At 72.3% G+C, this 19,821-nt stretch carries 18 protein-coding genes; 10 read left to right on the top strand and 8 right to left on the bottom strand.

Annotated features, from left to right (window positions below; all coding sequences use genetic code 11):
• Window positions 1-7 precede the first annotated feature (7 nt).
• The gene (locus tag ACIA8N_RS19125) at window positions 8-1,801 is read right to left on the bottom strand and encodes an NHL domain-containing thioredoxin family protein (RefSeq protein WP_365787029.1); all 1,794 of its coding nucleotides are present in this window, start codon (window positions 1,799-1,801) and stop codon (window positions 8-10) included.
• 1,263 nt (window positions 1,802-3,064) lie between these two features.
• On the opposite strand from ACIA8N_RS19125, the gene ACIA8N_RS19120 reads away from it, so the two are divergent.
• The 3 genes from ACIA8N_RS19120 to ACIA8N_RS19110 are packed head-to-tail and all read left to right on the top strand — an operon-like array spanning window position 3,065 to window position 4,682.
• Window positions 3,065-3,406, top strand: coding sequence for a hypothetical protein (locus ACIA8N_RS19120; RefSeq protein WP_365787027.1), 342 nt, complete (start codon window positions 3,065-3,067; stop codon window positions 3,404-3,406).
• Between the two features lie 2 nt (window positions 3,407-3,408).
• Window positions 3,409-4,158 (top strand): hypothetical protein, encoded by a 750-nt coding sequence (locus ACIA8N_RS19115; protein WP_365787025.1) that lies wholly within the window; start codon window positions 3,409-3,411, stop codon window positions 4,156-4,158.
• Between the two features lie 32 nt (window positions 4,159-4,190).
• Window positions 4,191-4,682 (top strand): LURP-one-related family protein, encoded by a 492-nt coding sequence (locus tag ACIA8N_RS19110; RefSeq protein ID WP_365787023.1) that lies wholly within the window; start codon window positions 4,191-4,193, stop codon window positions 4,680-4,682.
• 33 nt (window positions 4,683-4,715) lie between these two features.
• Here the strand turns inward: ACIA8N_RS19110 and ACIA8N_RS19105 are convergent, their stop codons facing one another.
• Window positions 4,716-5,942, bottom strand: coding sequence for an aminotransferase class I/II-fold pyridoxal phosphate-dependent enzyme (locus ACIA8N_RS19105; protein WP_365787021.1), 1,227 nt, complete (start codon window positions 5,940-5,942; stop codon window positions 4,716-4,718).
• Between the two features lie 167 nt (window positions 5,943-6,109).
• Between ACIA8N_RS19105 and ACIA8N_RS19100 the strand changes: the two genes are divergently transcribed.
• From ACIA8N_RS19100 to ACIA8N_RS19080, 5 genes are all read left to right on the top strand, one after another.
• Window positions 6,110-7,477 (top strand): PLP-dependent aminotransferase family protein, encoded by a 1,368-nt coding sequence (locus tag ACIA8N_RS19100; protein WP_365787040.1) that lies wholly within the window; start codon window positions 6,110-6,112, stop codon window positions 7,475-7,477.
• 100 nt (window positions 7,478-7,577) lie between these two features.
• On the top strand, window positions 7,578-8,027 hold the full coding sequence (locus ACIA8N_RS19095; protein WP_365787019.1) for a hypothetical protein: 450 nt from the start codon (window positions 7,578-7,580) through the stop codon (window positions 8,025-8,027).
• A 13-nt stretch (window positions 8,028-8,040) separates the two neighbouring features.
• Window positions 8,041-9,498 carry a hypothetical protein gene (locus ACIA8N_RS19090; RefSeq protein ID WP_365787017.1) on the top strand — a complete coding sequence of 486 codons (1,458 nt, stop codon included), beginning with the start codon at window positions 8,041-8,043 and terminating at the stop codon, window positions 9,496-9,498.
• 76 nt (window positions 9,499-9,574) lie between these two features.
• A complete protein-coding gene (locus tag ACIA8N_RS19085) occupies window positions 9,575-10,183 on the top strand; it encodes a hypothetical protein (protein WP_365787015.1) in 609 nt (202 codons plus the stop codon).
• Between the two features lie 50 nt (window positions 10,184-10,233).
• Window positions 10,234-11,091 (top strand): histidine kinase, encoded by an 858-nt coding sequence (locus tag ACIA8N_RS19080; RefSeq protein WP_365787013.1) that lies wholly within the window; start codon window positions 10,234-10,236, stop codon window positions 11,089-11,091.
• A 74-nt stretch (window positions 11,092-11,165) separates the two neighbouring features.
• On the opposite strand, the gene ACIA8N_RS19075 is transcribed toward ACIA8N_RS19080, so the two are convergent.
• Entirely contained in the window at window positions 11,166-11,963 is a 798-nt protein-coding gene (locus ACIA8N_RS19075) for a carbon-nitrogen family hydrolase (RefSeq protein WP_365787011.1), read from the bottom strand.
• Between the two features lie 155 nt (window positions 11,964-12,118).
• Between ACIA8N_RS19075 and ACIA8N_RS19070 the strand changes: the two genes are divergently transcribed.
• Window positions 12,119-12,946 (top strand): maleylpyruvate isomerase family mycothiol-dependent enzyme, encoded by an 828-nt coding sequence (locus tag ACIA8N_RS19070; protein WP_030210256.1) that lies wholly within the window; start codon window positions 12,119-12,121, stop codon window positions 12,944-12,946.
• Window positions 12,947-12,975: 29 nt separating this feature from the next.
• Here ACIA8N_RS19070 and ACIA8N_RS19065 read toward each other — a convergent pair whose 3' ends face one another.
• The 5 genes from ACIA8N_RS19065 to pdhA all read right to left on the bottom strand — a co-directional run bounded on the left by ACIA8N_RS19065 (window position 12,976) and on the right by pdhA (window position 18,721).
• Window positions 12,976-14,286, bottom strand: a complete 1,311-nt coding sequence (locus tag ACIA8N_RS19065; RefSeq protein ID WP_365787009.1) for an MFS transporter — start codon at window positions 14,284-14,286, stop codon at window positions 12,976-12,978.
• Window positions 14,283-14,936 (bottom strand): GntR family transcriptional regulator, encoded by a 654-nt coding sequence (locus tag ACIA8N_RS19060; protein ID WP_365787007.1) that lies wholly within the window; start codon window positions 14,934-14,936, stop codon window positions 14,283-14,285. The genes ACIA8N_RS19065 and ACIA8N_RS19060 overlap by 4 nt, the downstream gene beginning before the upstream one ends.
• A gap of 140 nt (window positions 14,937-15,076) precedes the next feature.
• Entirely contained in the window at window positions 15,077-16,513 is a 1,437-nt protein-coding gene (locus tag ACIA8N_RS19055) for a dihydrolipoamide acetyltransferase family protein (RefSeq protein WP_365787037.1), read from the bottom strand.
• A 31-nt stretch (window positions 16,514-16,544) separates the two neighbouring features.
• A complete protein-coding gene (locus ACIA8N_RS19050; RefSeq protein WP_030555741.1) occupies window positions 16,545-17,525 on the bottom strand; it encodes an alpha-ketoacid dehydrogenase subunit beta in 981 nt (326 codons plus the stop codon).
• 2 nt (window positions 17,526-17,527) lie between these two features.
• A complete protein-coding gene (gene pdhA / locus ACIA8N_RS19045; protein WP_030210270.1) occupies window positions 17,528-18,721 on the bottom strand; it encodes a pyruvate dehydrogenase (acetyl-transferring) E1 component subunit alpha in 1,194 nt (397 codons plus the stop codon).
• A gap of 343 nt (window positions 18,722-19,064) precedes the next feature.
• Between pdhA and ACIA8N_RS19040 the strand changes: the two genes are divergently transcribed.
• A complete protein-coding gene (locus ACIA8N_RS19040) occupies window positions 19,065-19,724 on the top strand; it encodes a response regulator transcription factor (RefSeq protein ID WP_365787005.1) in 660 nt (219 codons plus the stop codon).
• Window positions 19,725-19,821: the final 97 nt, after the last annotated feature.

The following is a 19,821-nucleotide window of genomic DNA, read 5'->3' as shown; positions in this document are numbered from 1 at the left end:
TCGCTCCTCAGTCGTCCATGCCCGCGAGGATCAGGGGGAGGCGGGCGGTACCGGTGGTCGTGACCTTCACCGGAACTCCCCAGTCCTGCTGGTGGACGTGGCAGGCCGGGTACTCGTTGGCAGGGTCGTCGTCGCAGGACGCGGCCATCGCCGAGACGTGCAGGACGCCCTCCGTGAGCTCCGGGTTCAGGTCGAGCTCACGGAAGAGGTCCGTGCCCGTGCCCTCGCCGCCGAGCAGCAGCTCGGGCGGGGTCGAGGAGACCAGGAGCCGCGTCGAGGGGCCGTAGCGCTCGTCCAGCTTCTGGCCCGTGGGGGCCTGGAAGACGACGTCCAGGCGGAGGCGGCCGGGGGCGACCTCGGTGGCCTCGCGCTTGGTGCGGTGGGCGACCGCCTCGACCCGGACGGCCTCCTCGGGGAGCCGCAGCCGGGTCAGCCGGTGCCGGGCGGACTCGACGACCACGATGTCGCCGTCGACGAGGACCGCGTCGCTCGGCTCGCGCAGATCGGTGGCGAGCGTGGTGACCTCACCGGTGGCGGGGTCGTAACGGCGCAGGGCGTGGTTGTACGTGTCGCTGACCGCGACCGAGCCGTCGGGCAGGGCCGTCACGCCCAGCGGGTGCTGGAACAGGGCCTGGCCCGCGGCGCCGTCGCGGTGACCGAAGTCGAAGAGGCCGGTGCCGACGGCGGTGCGGACGACCCCCTCGGGGTCGATCCAGCGCAGGGAGCTGGTCTCGGAGTCGGCGATCCACAGCCGGTCGTCGGTGGCCGAGAGCCCCGAGGGCTGCGCGAACCAGGCCTCGGCGGCGGGCCCGTCGACGAGGCCTTCGTTGGTGGTGCCGGCGGCGACCTCCACCGTCCCGGCCTCGGGGTCGTACGTCCACAGCTGGTGGACGCCGGCCATGGCGATCCACACCTTGCCCTGCCACCAGGCCACGTCCCACGGCGAGGACAGGTCGACGTCGAGGGCGGGCCCGGAGGTCGGGGACCCCTGCCACCACTGCTTCCCGGTACCGGCGACGAGCTCGATCGCGCCGGTCTCGGGATCGAACACGCGCAGGGCGTGGTTCACCGTGTCGGCGACGACGATCCTGCCGTCGGGCAGCTGGGCGAGGCCCTGCGGCTCCCGGAAGACGCCGTCGCCGATCCGCCGCACGACGGTCTCGCCGTCCGCGGCGAGCTCGACGAGCTGGTGCCGGGTGGTGTCGGAGACGAGGAGGTTCCCGGACGGCAGCAGGATCGCCTTGCCGGGGAACCGGAGGTCGGTCGCGACCGGCTCGGGCGCCACGTACGGCCCGTCCCCGCGCCGCAACGTGCCCTTGGCCTCGTGCTCGGCCTCCAGTTCCTCGACGAGCGTCCGGATCGCGTTGGCGTGCCCCTCACCGGCGTGCTGGGCGACGACGTACCCCTCGGGGTCGATCACGACGAGCGTCGGCCAGGCGCGCACGGCGTACTGCTTCCAGGTCGCGAGCTCCGGGTCGTCCAGTACGGGGTGGTGCACCTCGTACCGCTCGACGGCGTCGACGACGGCCTGGTGCTCGGCCTCGTGCACGAACTTCGGCGAGTGCACCCCGACGATGACGAGCGTGTCCCGGTGCTTCTCCTCAAGCTCCCGGAGCTCGTCGAGCACGTGCAGGCAGTTGACGCAGCAAAAGGTCCAAAAATCGAGCAGAACGATCTTTCCTCGCAGGTCGGCGAGGGTCAGGTCGTCTCCTCCCGTGTTCAGCCAGCCCCCCTTGCCGATCAGCTCAGGGGCACGGACACGGGCACGGCGGGGCGGGGTCGCGGGCGTGGAGTCGTTCATGGGTCAAGGGTGCCGTACGGGTGGAAAGTCGGGGCGGGGTGGGGCGGGGCTGCGTGTCCGGGGACGGGGTCGGGGTGGTCGGTGGCCAGCATGGCGGGCATGATGGAGCGCTTTGTCAGATCATCGGACTTTTTGCTGCCGACGGCTACACGGTGGCTTCTGGTGGTGCTGCTTGTTGTGCCCTGTCTGGCCCTGCCCACCACCGCGGCCCGGGCCGGTGGGGTCGGGGACGGGGACCTGCGGGTCACCGTGACCGTGAACGGGCGGGGGCAGACCGGGCGTCGGCCGCCCGCTCTCCGGGCCGGCGGGCAGGTCGTGAAGCGGTACCGCCTCGTGAACCGCGGGGAGGCGCACCTGTACGGGGTGCAGGTCGTCGACCCCCAGGTCCCCTCCGGGTCCGTGCGCTGCCCCGGCGGGCCGCTCACCGCGCTCGGGGAGCTGGAGTGCGTGGCCAGGTTCCGCGCGGCGCCCGGGGCGCACCGCGGGACCGTCCGCGCGGAGGGCGCCGTCCCCTCGCTCCGGCGGCGCCTCACCGCGACCGCCCGCACCGGGTACACCGGGGTCGTCGGGGGCCTCGCGCTCACCGAGCGGGTGACGTTCGGGGCCCCGGGGCGCGGCGGCGCCGGGGCGCCGGGTCGGGCGGCTCCCGGGGCTTCCGGGGCTTCCGGGGCTTCCGGGGCTTCCGGGCGGGGCGCGGCCACCCTCACGTACACCGTGACCAATCGCGGGAACCGGCCCCTTCACGCGGTGCGGGTCGAGGACACCGCCCTCGGGCTGCGCGGCGGTGCCGTGGACTGCGCGGGGCGGCCCGGGACCGTTCCGGTGCTCGCCCCCGGCGCCTCGGCCCGCTGTACGGCCACCGTGCGGCGGCCTCCGGGCACCCACCGGAGTACGGGGCTCGTCTCCGGGAGCGACCGGGTGACCACCTACGGGCCCGGCGGCGGACGCGTACGGGCGCCGACGCTCGTCGCCCGGTCGTCCGTCGTCTTCTCGGTGGCGCCCCACCAGGCTTCCGCACGGAAGCCCGTACCGGGGAGTGGTGGGTCGGTCGGGGACGCTGGCGGCCTTGGCGTGAGGGGTCCCGGGGCCGCCGGGGCTGATGGGGTCGCTGGGGTCGCCGCCGGGGCTGATGGGGTCGCTGGGGCCGCTGGGGCCGCTGGGGCTGCCGCCTTGCCCGAAAGGGTCGCCGGGGTGGGGGCCGGGACCGGGGCCGCCCCGCCTCCCGCTGCAGCACCTCCTCCCGTCGCCGTGGCCCCTGGCGTCATGCCTCAGGGGCCTCCCCTCGACCCGCCCGGCGGCGAGGCCGCGGTCGGCGCCGCCGGGGTCGGCCCTGGCGCCGGCGTGGGGGCCGGCGTGGCGCCTGTTGCGGGGGCCGGGGCCGGCGGTGTCGGTGTCGGCGATGTCGGTGTCGGTGCCGACCGCGCCGCCGACCCTCCCTCCCCTCCCTCCGCCCACCGGGCCGCCGCGCTCGACTCCGAGGGGTTCCTCGGGCGGGTGCGGCGGCGGGGGCGCGAGGCGAGTGAGCTGGGGGTCGCGACGACGCTCCTGCTGCTCCTGATCCCGGCGGCCGTCGCGGCCGCCCTCCTCGGCAACCGGAGAAGCTGACCGTGGTCCTGCTCGAAACGCTCGTCGTCGTCCTCGGCGTCGCCCTCGTCGCCGCCCTCGCCGTCGTCGCCAAGACCCGGCTCTTCCCGCTCGGCGCGGACGAGGAGCCGCGAGAGGACGTCGCCGAGTACATCGCGATGATGGTGTCGGTCCTCTACGCCGTCGTCCTCGGACTCTGCCTGGTCTCCGTCTGGGACACCCGCTCCTCCGCCGCCGACCACGTACAGGACGAGGCGAGCGCCCTGCACCAGACGTACCTGCTCGCGGACGCCCTCCCCGCCGACCGGCGGCAGCCGCTGCGCGACGCGGCCCGGACGTACGCCGGTCACGTCGTGTCCGTCGAGTGGCCGGTGATGGCGGCGCGCGAACCGCTCGACCAGACCGGCTGGCAGCTCCTCGAACGGCTGCGGCAGGCCGGCGAGGTGGGGGAGACCGCGAAGGTGCCCCACCAGATCGCCGCCCAGGAGGTCCTGGCCCAGCTCGGCTACGTCGACGACGCCCGGCGCGGCCGGGAGGCGGCGGCGCAGGAGCGCCTCTCCCCCGTGCTGTGGACGGGCCTCATCATCGGCGGCGCGCTGACGCTGGCGTTCATGTTCCTCTTCGGGATCAGGCGGAGCGCGACCCACGTGGTGATGGTGATGGGCCTGGCCGGTTTCATCGCGTTCACCGTGCTGCTGATCCATCAGCTCGACTCGCCGTTCGGCCCGGTGCTCGGGGCGACGCCGGACGCGTTCACCCGCTACTTCGGGTGAGAAGCACCGCTCGTACGGGCAGGCATACCGGCGTGAAATATCTCGTACGGGACAAGATCTTCGCGATCGGCGACGACTACTGGATCGAGGACGAGCAGGGCCGCCACGCCTTCCTCGTCGACGGCAAGGCGCTGCGGCTGCGCGACACCCTGGAGCTGAAGGACCCCGACGGGCGGGTCCTGATCACGCTGCGGCAGAAGATGTTCAGCCTGCGGGACGCCATGACCATCGAGCGCGACGACCGGCCGCTCGCGTCGGTCCGCCGCAAGCGGCTCTCGCTGTTGCGCAACCACTTCCGGGTGACGCTCGTCGAGGGCACCGAACTGGACGTCAGCGGCCGGATCCTGGACCGGGAGTTCACCGTCGAGTACGAGGGTGAACTCCTGGCCCACATCTCCCGCCAGTGGTTCCACGTCCGCGAGACGTACGCGGTGAACGTGGTCCGCGAGGACGCGGACGCCGCCCTGCTCGTCGCCGTGGCGGTGTGCGTGATCCGGATGGCCGAGCGGGAGCGGGAGGACTGAGCGGGAGGACTGAGCGGAGGCCTTCTTCAGGGGTTACGCGGCCTTCTCCAGCGCCTGTTCCAGGTCGTCCCACAGGTCCTCGACGTGCTCGATGCCGACCGAGATCCGGACCGTGCCGGGGCCGATCCCGGCCGCCGCCAGGGCCGTCGCGTCGAGTTGGTGGTGCGAGGTGGAGGCCGGGTGCATCACCAGGGTCTTCACGTCGCCGAGGGAGACGCTGAGGGCGGCGAGCCGCACCGCCTCGACGAAGACGCGGCCTGCCTCCCGGCCGCCCGCCAGGTCGGCGGAGACGACGCCGCCGCCTCCGCGGGGCAGCAGGCGTGCGGCGATCTCCCGGTCCGGGTGGCTCGCGAGCGCGGGGTGGCGGACGGCTTCGACCGCGGGGTGCGCGGCGAGCCTGGCCGCGAGGTCGGCGGCGCTCGCGCACTGCCGTTCCATGCGCAGGGACAGGGTCTGCATGCCGCGCAGGGTGAGCCAGGCGGCGAACGGGTCGGTGGACGCGCCCTGCTCGACGGCGTGGTGGCGGACGCGCCCGTACAGCTCCGGGTTCCTGAAGACGGCGACGCCGCCGAGGACGTCCGCGTGCCCGGCCAAATACTTGGTGGCGGAGTGGACGACGATGTCGGCGCCGTGGTCGAGGGGCCGGCAGAGGAGCGGCGACGCGAAGGTGTTGTCGACGGCCACCGGGACCCCGGCCCCGGCGGCGACGGCGGCGAGCGCGGGCAGGTCGGAGACGCGGGTGGTCGGGTTGGCGATGGTCTCCAGGTAGAGGAGCCGGGTCGTGGGGCGCAGGGCCGCGCGCACCTCGTCCGGGTCGGTGCCGGAGACGTACGTGACGTCGACGCCCCAGCGGGTGGCGAGGTCGGTGAGGACCGCGTACGTACCGCCGTACAGGCAGGACTGGGCGATGACGTGGTCGCCGCTGGAGAGCAGGCCGAGCAGGACGGCGTTGACGGCGCCCATGCCGGAGGCGAAGGAGAGGGCGGTGGTGCCGCCCTCCAGGCGGGCGACCGCGTCCTCCAGGGTACGGACGGTGGGGTTGCCGAGGCGGCTGTAGAGGAAGGCGTCGCCGGAGGTGAAGGCGGTGGCGAGGGCGTCGGCCGAGTCGAAGGCGAAGACGTGGCCCTGGTGGAGGGGGACCCCGAGGGGCCGGCTGCCCGTGATCTCGACGTGCGGCGGGTGGACGGCGAGGGTCTCGGGGCGGACCCCGGGGCGGACCTCGGCGTGGAGGGTGGCTTCTTCGGAGTCGGCGTGGCTCATGTGATCAGTCTGTGGACGGGCTGTTTGCCTTCCCAGGTCCAATACCGGCAGATTGGTTCGGCAATGGAGCCAATCGACGCGTCCGTCACCGACCTGACCGCCCGGCTCGGCCGCTGGTCGGCCGGACGCGGGCCGCTGTACCTGCTGCTCGCCGCCCGGCTCGCCGCCTGATCGACGAGGCCGCGCTGCCCCCTGGCACCCTCCTGCCGCCCGACCGGCGGCTCGCGCAGGCCCTGTCCGTGGGCCGTACGACGGTGGTCGCCGCCTACGACACCCTGCGCCAGGAGGGGCGGCTCGTACGGCGGCAGGGCAGCGGGACCCGGGTCGCGCGCGCGGCGCTCGCTCCGGAGACGCCCCGGGTGACGGAGACGTCGAACCCGCTGTTCCTGCACCTCCTGGAGGCGCCGGACGACGTGATCCTGCTGAGCTGCGCCGCGCCCACCCAGCCGCCGCCCGCACTGGCGGAGGCGTACCGCACGCTCGTCCTTCCCGACGGCGACATCGGCTATTACCCGGCCGGTCTCGCGGTGCTGCGGACGGCGGTCGCGGCGCGGTACGCGGCGCGGGGGGTGCCGACCGAGCCGGGGCAGATCCTGGTCACCACCGGGGCGCAGCAGGCGCTGTCGCTGCTCGCCCGGCTGCTCCTCGCGCCCGGGGACGGGGTGCTCGTGGAGGCGCCGACGTATCCGGGGGCGCTCGACCTGTTCCGGGAGGCGGCCGCCGTACCGCTGCCGGTGGCGGTGGGGCCCGACGGCCTCGACGTGGCGGAGGCGGTGCGGGTGATGGAGGATCACCGGCCGTCCCTGGCCTTTGTGGTGGCCCGGTTCCAGAACCCCACGGGGACGGTCCTCCCGCCGCTCGCGGGGCGCCGGCTCGTGGAGGCGGCGAACGCGCTGGGGGTGCCGCTCGTCGACGACGAGGTCCTCGGCGACCTGGCGTTCGACGCCGACGCCACCGACGGGGTCCTCGAGTCGTCCCACCCCTCCCTCTCCTCGTACGGCGAGGTGATCGCCGTCGGCTCGCTCAGCAAGGTCGTGTGGGGCGGCCTGCGCATCGGCTGGGTGCGCGGCCCGGCGCCCCTGGTCTCCCGGCTCGCCCGCCTGAAGGCCCTGCACGACCTGGGCTGCGACGTGGCGTCCCAGCTGGTCGCGGCCAGGATCCTCGACGGGTTCACGGCCGTACGGGACGCCCGGCTGCGCGATCTGCGCGCGGGTCACGCCCACCTCCGCGCGGAGCTGGCCCGGCTGCTGCCCTCCTGGTCCTGCGCGCCGGCGACCGGCGGCCAGACCCTCTGGGTGCGGCTCCCGCACGGCGACGGCGTCTCCTTCGCCCAACTCGCCCTCCGGCACGGGGTGGCCGTCCTGCCGGGCGCGACGACCGACGCCCTCGGCGGCAGCGTGCGGCATCTGCGCCTGCACTTCCTGCTGCCGCCCGAGGGGCTCACGGAGGCGGTGGTCAGACTGGCGGCGGCCTGGGCGGAGTACACGCCGGGTCCGGCACCCGTGCGGGCCTCCCTGCGGGGCATCACGCTCTGATCAGGCACGGGAGATCGCACCTTGCGTCTCGGGCGTCGCCACGGAAACATACGGTGCACCTGCAAAGTGATGATCTTTTTTTTCATGGGGGCGCAGCGACATGGGCTTTGACGAGGACTGGGCCGGAATGCGGTCCGGCACGACGCCGCAAGACCCGGTCGGTACGCGGCTGAACCAGCTCGACGGTGGCGGCGGTGGAGGCGGCGGGGGTGCTTCGGGCGGTGCGCCGAACCTCGCCACCGCACCAGCAAAGAAGAAGGCCGCGGCGAACACCATCGAGAACGAGCTGGAGCCGGACACGGCGAAGGCCGCCAAGTGGGCCGACGCCGCCACGACCGCCGCCGTCAGCGGATTCGAGGGCTGGGCCACCGCCGCCGGTCTGAAGACCGTCGAGACCACATGGGACAACCAGGTCAAGAACCTCCTCGCCCGGCTCGCCTCCGAGAAGACCGCCCTGCGCGGCGCCGCCCTCTCGTTCGGCCAGCAGGAGATCGACACCCGCGCCCGTATCGCGGGGGTCCGGCCGACCTCGCGCATCGAGCAGTACTGAGAGGGCCGCGGACATGCTGACGTACTCCGAGATCATGACGACCGACCTGGGCAAGCTCTCCGCCACCGCCGACAAGTGGACCGAGATGGCGGCCGAGCTGCACAAGGTCGAGGAGCGCTACCGCGACAGCGTGCAGTCGCTGACGACGGCGCAGACCTGGCTGGGCGAGAGCGCGACCGCCGCCCACACCAACTTCACGGCGACCCGCTACGAGTACCAGGCTGCCCAGACGCAGGCGAAGGCCACCGGGACGCTGCTGCGCAACGCCCACGAGCAGTTCACCGAGCTGAAGAAGCAGCTGGAGAACGCCCGCGCCGACGCCGTCAAGGCCGGGATGAAGGTGTCCGAGCAGGGCAGGGTGGCCTACGACTACGAGCGGCTCTCGCCGAGCGAGCGCAGCGCGCTGCACCACGACCCGGACGGCGCCAAGAGCGTCCGCGATGCCGAGGCCGCCTGGACCGAGCACCTGGCCGGCTGCGTGAAGGCCTTCGACCTCGCCGACCAGGACCTGAAGAAGGACCTGGAGGCCGTCGTCAAGGACGGCTACGGCAACAAGAACGACGAGACGCTCGGCACCGGGTTCAACGGTGACGCCGGCAAGGTCTCCGCGGCCGACGACAAGGCCAAGGACGACCGGATGAACCTCGCCTGGCTGAAGATGAAGGATAACGAGACGCTCGACGACTACGTCGCACGGCTCCAGCGCGACGGCATCGCCAAGCTCACCGGCAACGAGAAACTGGCCGACCTGGTGGCCGGGTTCACCAAGGGCACCATCACGGCGGGCGCGTTCGCGGGCGCCCTGACATCGGCCGGCCTCTACTCGTACAAGCTGTCCAAGGCGATCCGGCCGCCGTTCGTCCATCCGACCGCGCCCGGCACCTTCCTGTCCAAGCACTTCAACATGCGGCTGGCCGGGGCGGCTCCCGGCAGCATGCTCAGCAAGGTGCCGCCGGGTCTCGCGACCGCGCTGACCGGCTCCGACGAGGCCGCCATGCTCGGCGGGTTCATGCGCAACGGCGCCTTCTTCATGCCGACCGCCGCCGAGGCCAACCTGGTGAAGGTCGCGCAGAACGGCGGACTCGCCAACGCCGCCAAGGCCGCGGGCTGGATCCGCGGCGCCGGTGTCGTCGGCGGTGTGGCCGCCACCGCGTACGGCGTGGCCAACCTCGCCACGTACAACACGGACATGATCAAGGCCGATCCGGCGAAGTTCGCCTCCGACCTCACCGGGACGGCGTTCAGCGCCTCCATGACGGCCCTGACGGTGGCCCCGAACCCGGTCACCCTCGGGCTCGCCGTCGGCACCGGCGTGGCCTACGGTGCCGCGCTGATCTGGGACAACCACGAGGCCATCGGGAAGGGTCTGGATCAGGCCGGCGACTGGATCGGCGACAAGGCCTCCGACGTGGGGTCGGGGATCGCGAGCGGTGCGAAGAAGCTGGGCAGCGCGCTGAACCCGTTCGACTGAGCCCGTTCGACTGAGCCCGTTCGACCGAGCCCGATGCCGGCCGCGCCCGTGACCGTGACCGTAAAGGAATCCGTTCATGCACACCAACGTCACCCCGTTCGAGCTCCAGGCGTGGAAGGAGGGGAACCGGCACGACTACCGCGCGGGCTGGCGGGGCGTCTCGCCGGAGTTCGGCGAGATCGTCCTGACCTGTCCCATGACCCGCACCACGCCCGAGTCGATCGTCTCGGAGGTGCGCGGCGGGCTGCTGCCGACCACCTCCTTCGAGTCGCGCGGGATGCACGCCGAGGGGCTCAAGCTGCCGACCCTGAACCGGTCCACGCTGCGGGTCGGCGACCGGATGGTGTACGTGGACCGGAACCGTTTCGGCGCCACCCTCGAACAGCGCGCCCTGACGATGCGGTACGCGGGCGACCACTACCGGCTCGCGGCCCTCGACAAGAGCGGCTACGTCCTGACCCGCCAGGCCGACGACGAGGACCCCGGGGTCACGATCACCGTCCGCGAGTCCGGACGCGGCAAGAACCGCAGGCTGTCCGTCCAGGTCTCCGGGCGCGCCGAGGGCGGGGACCTGGCCCTCGCCCTGATCTTCGCGGGCGTCGACCGCTCCGTCCTGACACGGGTCGGCGCGGTGAAGGCGGGCATCTCCCGCGCGACCCATTTCTGGACCGAGTCCCAGTACTGAGCCCCATAGGACCCAACGGCCCCACCGGCCCCCGTCCCCACCCGACCTACATGAGTGAGCGACACATGCCTTCCTTCGACGTGACCCGATCCCGTTTCCGGCTGAACGACGACGAGGTCTTCGTCCTCGCCCAGCTGGCGACCGGTCAGCCGGTCCCGGAGTCCATGGCGCCCGCCGCGGCGCGACTGCGGGACTGCGGGCTCACGAACGGGGCGGGGGAGCTGTCCGCGCTCCTGCTGCCCCTGATGCAGACCCTCGTGCAGCCGGCCGTGATCGTCTCCCTCGAGGCGGGCGGCCGGCAGGGCACGCTGCACCACGGGGTGCTCATCGGCGCGGACCACGTCGTCTGCCACGAGACCTGGCCCGGCCAGGAGGAGGCCGAGTACCGGCTCGTCGAACCGCGGACCGTGGTGTGGACGCTCGCCGACCTGATCGGGCTGCGCCGGTCCGGTGCGGCGGAGGCGGGCGGCGAGGTGGTCGAGACGACCGTGGGCGTCCTGGAGGCGGGGCTCGCGGCCCTGGAGAAGGCCGCGTCGGCGCCCGGCGCGGACGAGCGGGTCCAGGTCGCCGAGGCGCTGCGCGCGGCCGGGGCGGCGGACGGTACCGCCGTGCGGCTCGCGGAGCTGATCGTGGAGCTGCGCTCCAACTGGCGCATGACCGCGGCCTGGCAGGGCCGTCAGGACGGGGTGCAGGGGGTGTCGGCCCGCGCGGTCGCCGCCTGGGACTGCGGTCCGCTCGGCTACTGGCTCCGCGAGCTGCCCGCCGAGCCGATGGCGGAGGGCGGGGCGAGCGCGGGCAGCCCGTTCCGGCTGCGCCACGTCGCCCCGAAGGACATCTGGCAGGAGCTGACGGGCCTCCTCCCGGACGAGGGCGAACTCGTCCGGGAACAGGCACCGGCGCAGGCGTGAGGCCCGGCGGGGTCGCCGCAGGCGTGAGGCCCGGCGGCAGCGACGCAGGCGTGAGGCCCGGCGGGGGCGGGGTCTCAGGCCCGCTTCGGCGCCGCGACCCCGAGCACCCGGTCCTTCAGGGCCGGGAACTGCTCGCGGGTCGTGGTGACCTTCGCCGGGTCGAGGACGACCCTCAGGATCTCCTCGTCGGGGCCCGCCTCCGCGAGGACCTCGCCCCACGGGTCGACGACGACGGAGTACCCGGCCTGCTCGACGCCGGCGTGCGTGCCCGCCGTACCGCAGGCGAGGACGTACGCCTGGTTCTCGACGGCGCGGGCCCGCGCGAGCAGGCTCCAGTGGGCGCGGCGGCGGGCCGGCCAGCCGGCCGGGACGACGAAGGCCTGGGCGCCCGCGTCGACGAGCCCGCGGAAGAGCTCGGGGAAGCGCAGGTCGTAGCAGGTGCCGACGCCGAGGGTGAGCTGGGGCAGATCGACGGTGACCAGGTCCTCGCCCGCGGCCATCATCACCGCCTCGCCCTTGTCGAAGCCGAAGCGGTGGATCTTGCGGTAGGAGGCGGCGAGTTCGCCGTCGGGGGAGAGGACGAGCGAGGTGTTGTAGAGGGCACCGCCCTCGGCCTCGACGAAGGACCCGGCGTGCAGCCAGACCCCGGCGTCGCGCGCGGCGGCGGCCATCGCCCGGTGCGTGGGGCCGTTCAGCGGCTCCGACTCGGCGGCGAAGGACTCGTACGCGAAGGCGCCCATGGGCCACAGTTCGGGCAGGATGACGAGGTCGGCGCGGCCGGATTCCGCCCGTACGAGACGGGCCACGCGGGCACGCCTGGCGTCGACCGGTTCGTCCGGGTCTACCGCGATCTGGATCAGCGAGGCGCGCACACTACCACCGTCCTGGCATTCGAGCCGTCAACACAGGCCTACGATCGTCACACGAAAGCACTGCCGGGGTGCCTCCGGGCAGCGTAACTTAGCGTCCGAGCCTCCCACCCAGTCGTGTTTTCAGCCCGCGCACCGAAGAACCGCCGAGGGGTCCCGTGACCGTCCATCCCAGCCTCCAGAACTACGCCGACGCCTGGACCCACTCCATCGAGGCGATAGCCGAGCTGGTGCAGCCGCTCGTGGAGGGCGAGTGGAACCGGCCGACACCGTGCATCGGCTGGTCGGTTCGGGACATCGTGTCCCATGTGATCGGCATGGAGACGGAGATGCTCGGCGATCCGCGGCCGATCCACTCCCTGCCGCGCGATCTGTACCACGTACGCAGTGACTTCGCGCGCTACATGGAGGTCCAGGTCGATGTGCGGCGGCACCACACCGCGCCGGAGATGACCTCCGAGCTGGAGTACATCCTCATCCGCCGGGCCCGGCAGCTCCGCAACGAGAACCGCTCCCCCGAGCATCTGATCCGCGCCCCCCTCGGCGCCGAGCAGTCCCTGGAACTGGCCTACCGGATGCGCGCCTTCGACGTGTGGGTGCACGAGCAGGACCTGCGGGTCGCGCTCGGTGTGCCGGGCAACCTGGACTCGGCGGGCGCGCACGTGACGCGGGACGTGCTCCTGGAGGCGCTGCCGAAGGTGGTCGCCAAGGACGCGGGCGCGCCGCCCTCCTCGGCGGTCGTCCTCGACGTGAGCGGTCCGGTGGAGTTCCTGCGGACGGTACGGGTCGACGCGGAGGGCCGCGGTTCGATCGACGGCGCACCGTCGCTGGGCCCCGCGGTGACGCTCGCGACGGACTGGGAGACGTTCGTACGGCTCGCCTGCGGCCGGGTCCGGCCGGCCGACGTGGCCGACCGGGTCAAGACCGAGGGCGACGAGGGGCTCGCGGCGGCGATCCTCGACAACTTCGCTGTGACGCCCCGCTAGGGCCTGTCGTTTGGATCAGGCCTTGGGCGCTACACGGGGACGTGCACGGCCTCCACGCGGCTGGCGACGAGCCGTTCCCGCTCCCTGCGGTGGGTGCGGGCCTTGAGGCGCAGGATCTGCACGACGCCGACCGCCTCCAGGACGAAGACGGACGAGAACGCGATCCGGTAGTCGTCACCGGTCGCGTCGAGCAGGACGCCGACGGCGAGCAGCGTCGTCATCGAGGCCGTGAAACCGCCCATGTTGACGATGCCCGACGCGGTGCCCTGACGCTCCGGCGGGTTCGCCGGACGGGCGAAGTCGAAGCCGATCATCGAGGCAGGACCGCAGGCGCCGAGGACCAGGCAGAGCGTGACGAGCAGCCACATCGGCGCGTGGTCGCCGGGGTACGCGAGGGTGGCCGCCCACAGCAGGGCGGTGGCCGCGACCGTGCCGAGGGCGAGCGGGGCGCGGGCCGCGTGGTGGCGGGCGATGACCTGCCCGTACGCGAGGCCGACGACCATGTTCGACAGGACGACCAGGGTGAGCAGGCCCCCGGCGGTCGACCGGGAGAGACCCTGCGCCTCGACGAGGTACGGCAGTCCCCAGAGCAGCAGGAAGACCATCGCGGGGAACTGGGTGGTGAAGTGCACCCACATGCCGAGCCGGGTGCCGGGCTCCCGCCAGGACTCGACGATCTGACGGCGGACGAAGGCCGCGCCCGCGTGGGTGGCCGGCTGGGGCTCGTACCCCTCGGGGTGGTCCTTGAGGAAGAGCAGCAGCAGGACGAGGACGACGACGCCCGCGAGGGAGCTGCCGACGAAGGTGGTCGTCCAGCCGAGGCCGTGCAGGGCGCGGGCGATGACGACGGTGGAGACGAGGTTGCCGGCGACGCCGAAGAGCGCGGCGACCTGGCCGATGAGCGGGCCGCGGCGGGCGGGGAACCAGCGGCTGCCGAGCCGCAGGACGCTGATGAAGGTCATGGCGTCGCCGCAGCCCAGGAGCGCGCGGGCGGCCAGGGCCGTGCCGTACGAGGGGGAGAGCGCGAAGCCCAGCTGGCCGATGGTGAACAGGACGACACCGAGGACCAGGACCTTCTTCGTGCCCAGCCGGTCGACCATGAGGCCGACGGGTATCTGCATGCCCGCGTAGACCAGCAGCTGGAGGATGGAGAAGGTGGAGAGCGCGGAGGCGTTGATGTCGAAGCGCTCGGCGGCGTCGAGTCCGGCGACACCGAGCGACGTACGGAAGATGACGGCGACGAAGTAGACGGCGACGCCGACGCCCCAGACGAGGGCGGCGCGGCGGCCGCCGGGCGGGTCGCCGGGGAGGGTGACGGCGGAGCCGTGGGACCTGCTCACCGGTCCTCCCCCCGGACCAGGACCTTGACCCAGGTGAGGTGCTGGCGGACGCAGTGCGCGGCGCCCTCCACGTCACCGGCCTTGATCCGGTCGAGGATCTCGGCGTGCTCGGTGATGTTCTTGGCGACGCGGTCCGGCTGGGACTGCATCACGGCGACGCCCATGCGCAGCTGGCGGTCGCGGAGCTGGTCGTAGAGGCGGGACAGGATCTGGTTCCCGGCGTGGCGGACGATCTCGGCGTGGAAGCAGCGGTCGGTGACGGCGACCTCGGCGAGGTCACCGGCCTCGGCGCGCTGCTTCTGCTCCTCCAGGAGTTCTTCGAGCCGCTCGACGAGCGAGGCGGGCGCGGGCACGGCCCGGCGGACGGCGAACTCCTCGACGAGCAGCCGGGTCTCGACGACGTCGGCGATCTCCTGGGCGGAGACGGCGAGGACGAGGGCGCCCTTCTTGGGGTAGAGCTTCAGCAGCCCTTCCATCTCCAGCTTGAGCAGCGCCTCGCGGACGGGGGTCCGGGACACCCCCACGGCGAGGGCGAGTTCGCCTTCGGTGAGGAAGCTGCCTCCCTCGTAGCGCCGGTCGAGTACGGCCTGCTTGACGTGCATGTAGACACGGTCGGCCGCGGCGGGCGGCTTGACGGGGGCGGCTGGCATGCGCACAGCATAGATACAACAGAGGTGCAACAAACAGGCCCGTCCGCATCGCGGACGGGCCTGTTTCACGTGAAACGGTCTCAACGGCCCCAAGGGGGACTGTTAGGGACTGTTTCACGTGAAACGGTCAGACGGGAGTGTCACGCCCAGGTGATGAGCCGCTTCGGCTGCTCCAGGATCGCGGCGACGTCCGCCAGGAACTTGGAGCCGAGCTCGCCGTCGACCAGTCGGTGGTCGAAGGAGAGGGCCAGCGTGGTGACCTGACGCGGCTTCACCTTGCCCTTGTGCACCCACGGCATGAGCTTGATCGCACCGACCGCGAGGATCGCGGACTCGCCGGGGTTGAGGATGGGCGTACCGGTGTCGACGCCGAAGACGCCCACGTTGGTGATGGTGAAGGTGCCGCCCTGCATCGCCGCAGGGGTCGTCTTCCCCTCGCGGGCTGTGGAGATCAGCTCGCTCAGGGACGCCGAGAGCTCGGGCAGGGTCTGCGCGTGCGCGTCCTTGATGTTCGGCACGAGCAGACCGCGCGGGGTGGCCGCGGCGATGCCCAGGTTCACGTAGTGCTTGAGGACGATCTCCTGCGCCGCCTCGTCCCAGGCCGCGTTGATCTCCGGGTTGCGCCGGACCGCGACCAGGACGGCCTTGGCGATGAGGAGCAGCGGGTTGACCCGCAGGCCCGCCATGTCCTTGCCGGCCTTGAGCTCCTCGACCAGCTTCATCGTGCGCGTGATGTCGAAGGTCACGAACTCGGTGACGTGCGGAGCGGTGAAGGCCGAACCGACCATCGCCGCCGCCGTGGCCTTCCGTACGCCCTTGACGGGCACACGGGTCTCCCGGGCCTCCCGGCCCTCGGCCGACAGGGCGGGCGCGGGCGCCGCGGCCGGAGCCGGAGCCGCAGCCGGAGCCGCCACTGGCGTCGGGGCCGGGGCCTCGACGGCCGGCGCGGGCGCCGGAGCGGCCGCCGCGTGGACGTCCTCACGGGTGATGACGCCGTCCGGGCCGGTCGGGGTGACCGTCGCCAGGTCGACGCCGAGGTCCTTCGCGAGCTTCCGGACCGGCGGCTTGGCCAGCGGCCGCCCGGCGGCCGGCCCGTGCCCGTTGAGCTGCTCCGGTACGGAGACGGCGACGGGCGCCACGGGTACGGCGGCGGCCGGGACCGCAGCCGCCGGGACCGTGCCCGCCGGCGCCTTGCGCGCACGGCGCTTGGTGGAGCTGGCGGCCACGCCGTAGCCGACGAGGACGGGCTGACGGCCCTTCGGCTCCTCGTCCTCCTGGGCCGGCACGGGCGCGGGTACGGGTGCGGCTGCCGGAGCGGCCTCGGCCACGGGGGCCGCGGGGGCCTCCGGGGCCCCGCCGCCGACGTTCACCGAGATGATGACCTGGCCGACGTCGACCGTCGTCCCCTCGGGGAAGCACAGCTCGTGGACGGTGCCGTCGAAGGGGATCGGCAGCTCGACCGCGGCCTTGGCCGTCTCCACCTCGCACACGACCTGGCCGTCGGTGACCGTGTCACCGGGCTGGACGTACCACTTGAGGATCTCGGCCTCGGTCAGACCTTCGCCCACATCGGGCATCTTGAATTCGTGGATCGTCACGGTGCTCTCCTCAGTACGCCAGCGAGCGGTCGACGGCGTCGAGCACGCGATCGAGACCCGGCAGGTACTCCTCCTCCAGGCGCGCCGGCGGGTACGGCGCGTGGTAGCCGCCGACCCGCAGGACGGGGGCCTCCAGGTGGTAGAAGCAGCGCTCCGTGATCCGGGCGGCGATCTCCGCGCCGGAGCCGAAGAAGACGGGCGCCTCGTGGACCACGACCAGGCGGCGGGTCTTTTCGACCGAGGCCTGGATGGTGTCGAAGTCGAGCGGCGAGATGGAGCGCAGGTCCACGACCTCGACCGACTTGCCCTCCTCGGCGGCGACGGCGGCCGCCTCCAGGCAGGTCTTCACCATCGGGCCGTAGGCGGCGAGGGTGAGGTCCGTGCCCTCACGGGCGACACGGGCCTTGTGCAGCTCGCCGGGGAAGGCCTCGGTGTCGACCTCTCCCTTGTCCCAGTAGCGGCGCTTGGGCTCGAAGAAGATGACCGGGTCGTCGCTCTGGATCGCCTGCTGGAGCATCCAGTAGGCGTCGGAGGAGTTCGCCGGGGTGACGACCTTGAGGCCCGCGACGTGCGCGAAGAGCGACTCGGGGGACTCGGAGTGGTGCTCGACCGCGCCGATGCCGCCGCCGTACGGGATGCGGATGACGACCGGCATCTTCACCGTGCCGAGCGACCGGGCCCGCATCTTCGCCAGCTGGGTGACGATCTGGTCGTACGCCGGGAAGACGAAGCCGTCGAACTGGATCTCCACGACCGGCCGGTAGCCGCGCAGGGCGAGGCCGATCGCGGTGCCGACGATGCCGGACTCGGCGAGCGGGGTGTCGACGACCCGGTCCTCGCCGAAGTCCTTCTGCAGGCCGTCGGTGATCCGGAAGACACCGCCGAGCTTGCCGACGTCCAGGCCCATGATGACGACCTTGGGATCGGTCTCCAGGGCCTTGCGCAGCGACTCGTTGAGCGCCTTCGCGAGAGGAAGATTCTGAACAGCCATGATTACTCGCCCTCTCCGGCCGCGAAGGACGCCTGGTAGGCGGCGAACTGCGCGCGCTCCTCGTCGACGAGCGCGTGCCCGTCCGCGTACGTGTGGTCGAAGATCGCCATGTGCTCCGGTACGGGCATGGCGCGGACGACCTCGCGGACGTTCTTGCCGAGCGCCTCGCTCTCCGCCTCCAGCGCCTCGAAGAAGGCCGCGTCGGCGTGGCCCTCGTTCTCCAGGTACGCCTTCAGACGCAGGATCGGGTCCTTCGCCTCCCACTCCGCGCGCTCCGCGTCACGGCGGTAGCGGGTCGGGTCGTCGGAGGTGGTGTGGGCGGCCATGCGGTACGTGAACGCCTCGATGAGGGTCGGGCCCTCGCCACGGCGGGCCCGCTCCAGGGCGGAACGGGTCACGGCCAGACAGGCCAGGACGTCGTTGCCGTCGACGCGGACACCGGGGAAGCCGAAACCGGCGGCGCGCTGGTAGAGCGGGACGCGCGTCTGCTTCTCGATGGGCTCGGAAATGGCCCACTGGTTGTTCTGGCAGAAGAACACGACGGGGGCGTTGTAGACCGCGGAGAAGACGAACGACTCGTTGACGTCACCCTGGCTGGACGCACCGTCACCGAAGTACGCGAGCACGGCGGAATCCGCGCCGTCCTTGGCGATACCCATGGCATAGCCGGTGGCGTGCAGGGTCTGCGAACCGAGAACGATCGTGTACAGGTGGAAATTGTTGCTGCTGGGATCCCAGCCACCGTGGTTCACACCGCGGAACATTCCCAGCAGATTCGTCGGGTCGACGCCCCGGACCCACGCGACGCCGTGTTCGCGATAGGTCGGAAAGACGTAGTCGTCGTCCCTCAGGGCCCGGCCGGAACCGATCTGGGCCGCCTCCTGGCCGAGCAGCGAGGCCCACAGGCCCAGCTCGCCCTGGCGCTGAAGCGAGGTCGCCTCGGCGTCGAAACGACGCGTGAGAACCATGTCGCGGTACAGACCGCGCAGCTCCTCGGCGCTCAGGTCGATGTCGTAGTCGGGGTGCTGGACGCGCTCTCCCTCGGGCGTCAGCAGCTGGACCAGCTCGGGCTCCGTGGCTTCCGCCCCGGCGCGCGTGCTCGTCTTCTTGGTGGTGCTCGTGCTGGCGCTAGCGGTGCGCTTGGTGCCGCTGCTGCGTCGCGTCGTCTTGCGCGCGGCAGTGCTCTCCACGGTCACGTGCGTGCTCCTCCGTCGGTCCGGCCCCCGGGTTCGCCGGGCAAGGCCAGTGCGGCTCTCCGCCTTATCCGTACCCTTCGCACGGGGTGGGTGCGACGCGGCCGGGGTCGGGCGTGACAGGTGCCCCGGCGAGCGCCCTGTCATAGGCACGTTACCCACAGCGCGGCATTACCGCGAAACCCCACTTGACCTGCGATTTTGCTTGGATTTCCAAGTAAATCGAGAAAAGCGGGAACAGCGGCTGGTCAGCGCGTCGGCAACGGCCGAGAGGGCCGCCGGAACATCCGGCACGTTATCCCGCGCACCCCGGGCACGGGAAGAGCCAATATGTGAGACTGACCGCGTGCGCGAAGAAGGAAAAATCCGGGTATTTCTGCTGGACGACCATGAAGTGGTCCGGCGCGGCGTCCACGAGCTGCTCTCCGTGGAGGACGACATCGAGGTGGTCGGCGAGGCCGGGACGGCGGCGGACGCGCTGGTCAGGATCCCCGCGACCCGCCCGGACGTCGCTGTGCTCGACGTCCGGCTGCCGGACGGCAGCGGGGTCGAGGTGTGCCGGGAGATCCGTTCGCGGGACGAGGACATCAACTGTCTGATGTTGACCTCGTACGCCGACGACGAGGCGCTCTTCGACGCGATCATGGCCGGGGCCTCGGGTTATGTCCTCAAGGCCATCCGCGGCAACGAACTCCTGAACGCCGTACGGGACGTGGCGGCCGGCAAGTCGCTGCTCGACCCGGTGGCCACCGCCCGGGTCCTGGAGCGGCTGCGCGACGGCAACAACCCGAAGCGTGACGACAGGCTCGCCAACCTGACCGACCAGGAGCGCAGGATCCTGGACCTGATCGGCGAGGGCCTCACCAACCGGGTCATCGGCGAGCGGCTCCACCTCGCGGAGAAGACCATCAAGAACTACGTCTCCAGCCTGCTGTCGAAGCTGGGCATGGAACGGCGCTCGCAGGCGGCGGCGTACGTGGCACGGCTCCAGGCCGAGCGCCACTGACGGGACGCGGCCCGCATCGCACTGGCGCGGCCCGCATCGCACTGAGGTGCGGGCCGTTTCTTCACCCGTACGGGCCAGCAGAGCCCCTGGGGCCCCA

The sequence above is a fragment of the Streptomyces sp. NPDC051822 genome, from assembly GCF_044452745.1.
GTDB lineage: Bacteria > Actinomycetota > Actinomycetes > Streptomycetales > Streptomycetaceae > Streptomyces.
The sequence above is the reverse complement of the archived record's forward strand: the minus strand, read 5'-3'. Positions and strand labels throughout refer to the sequence as shown.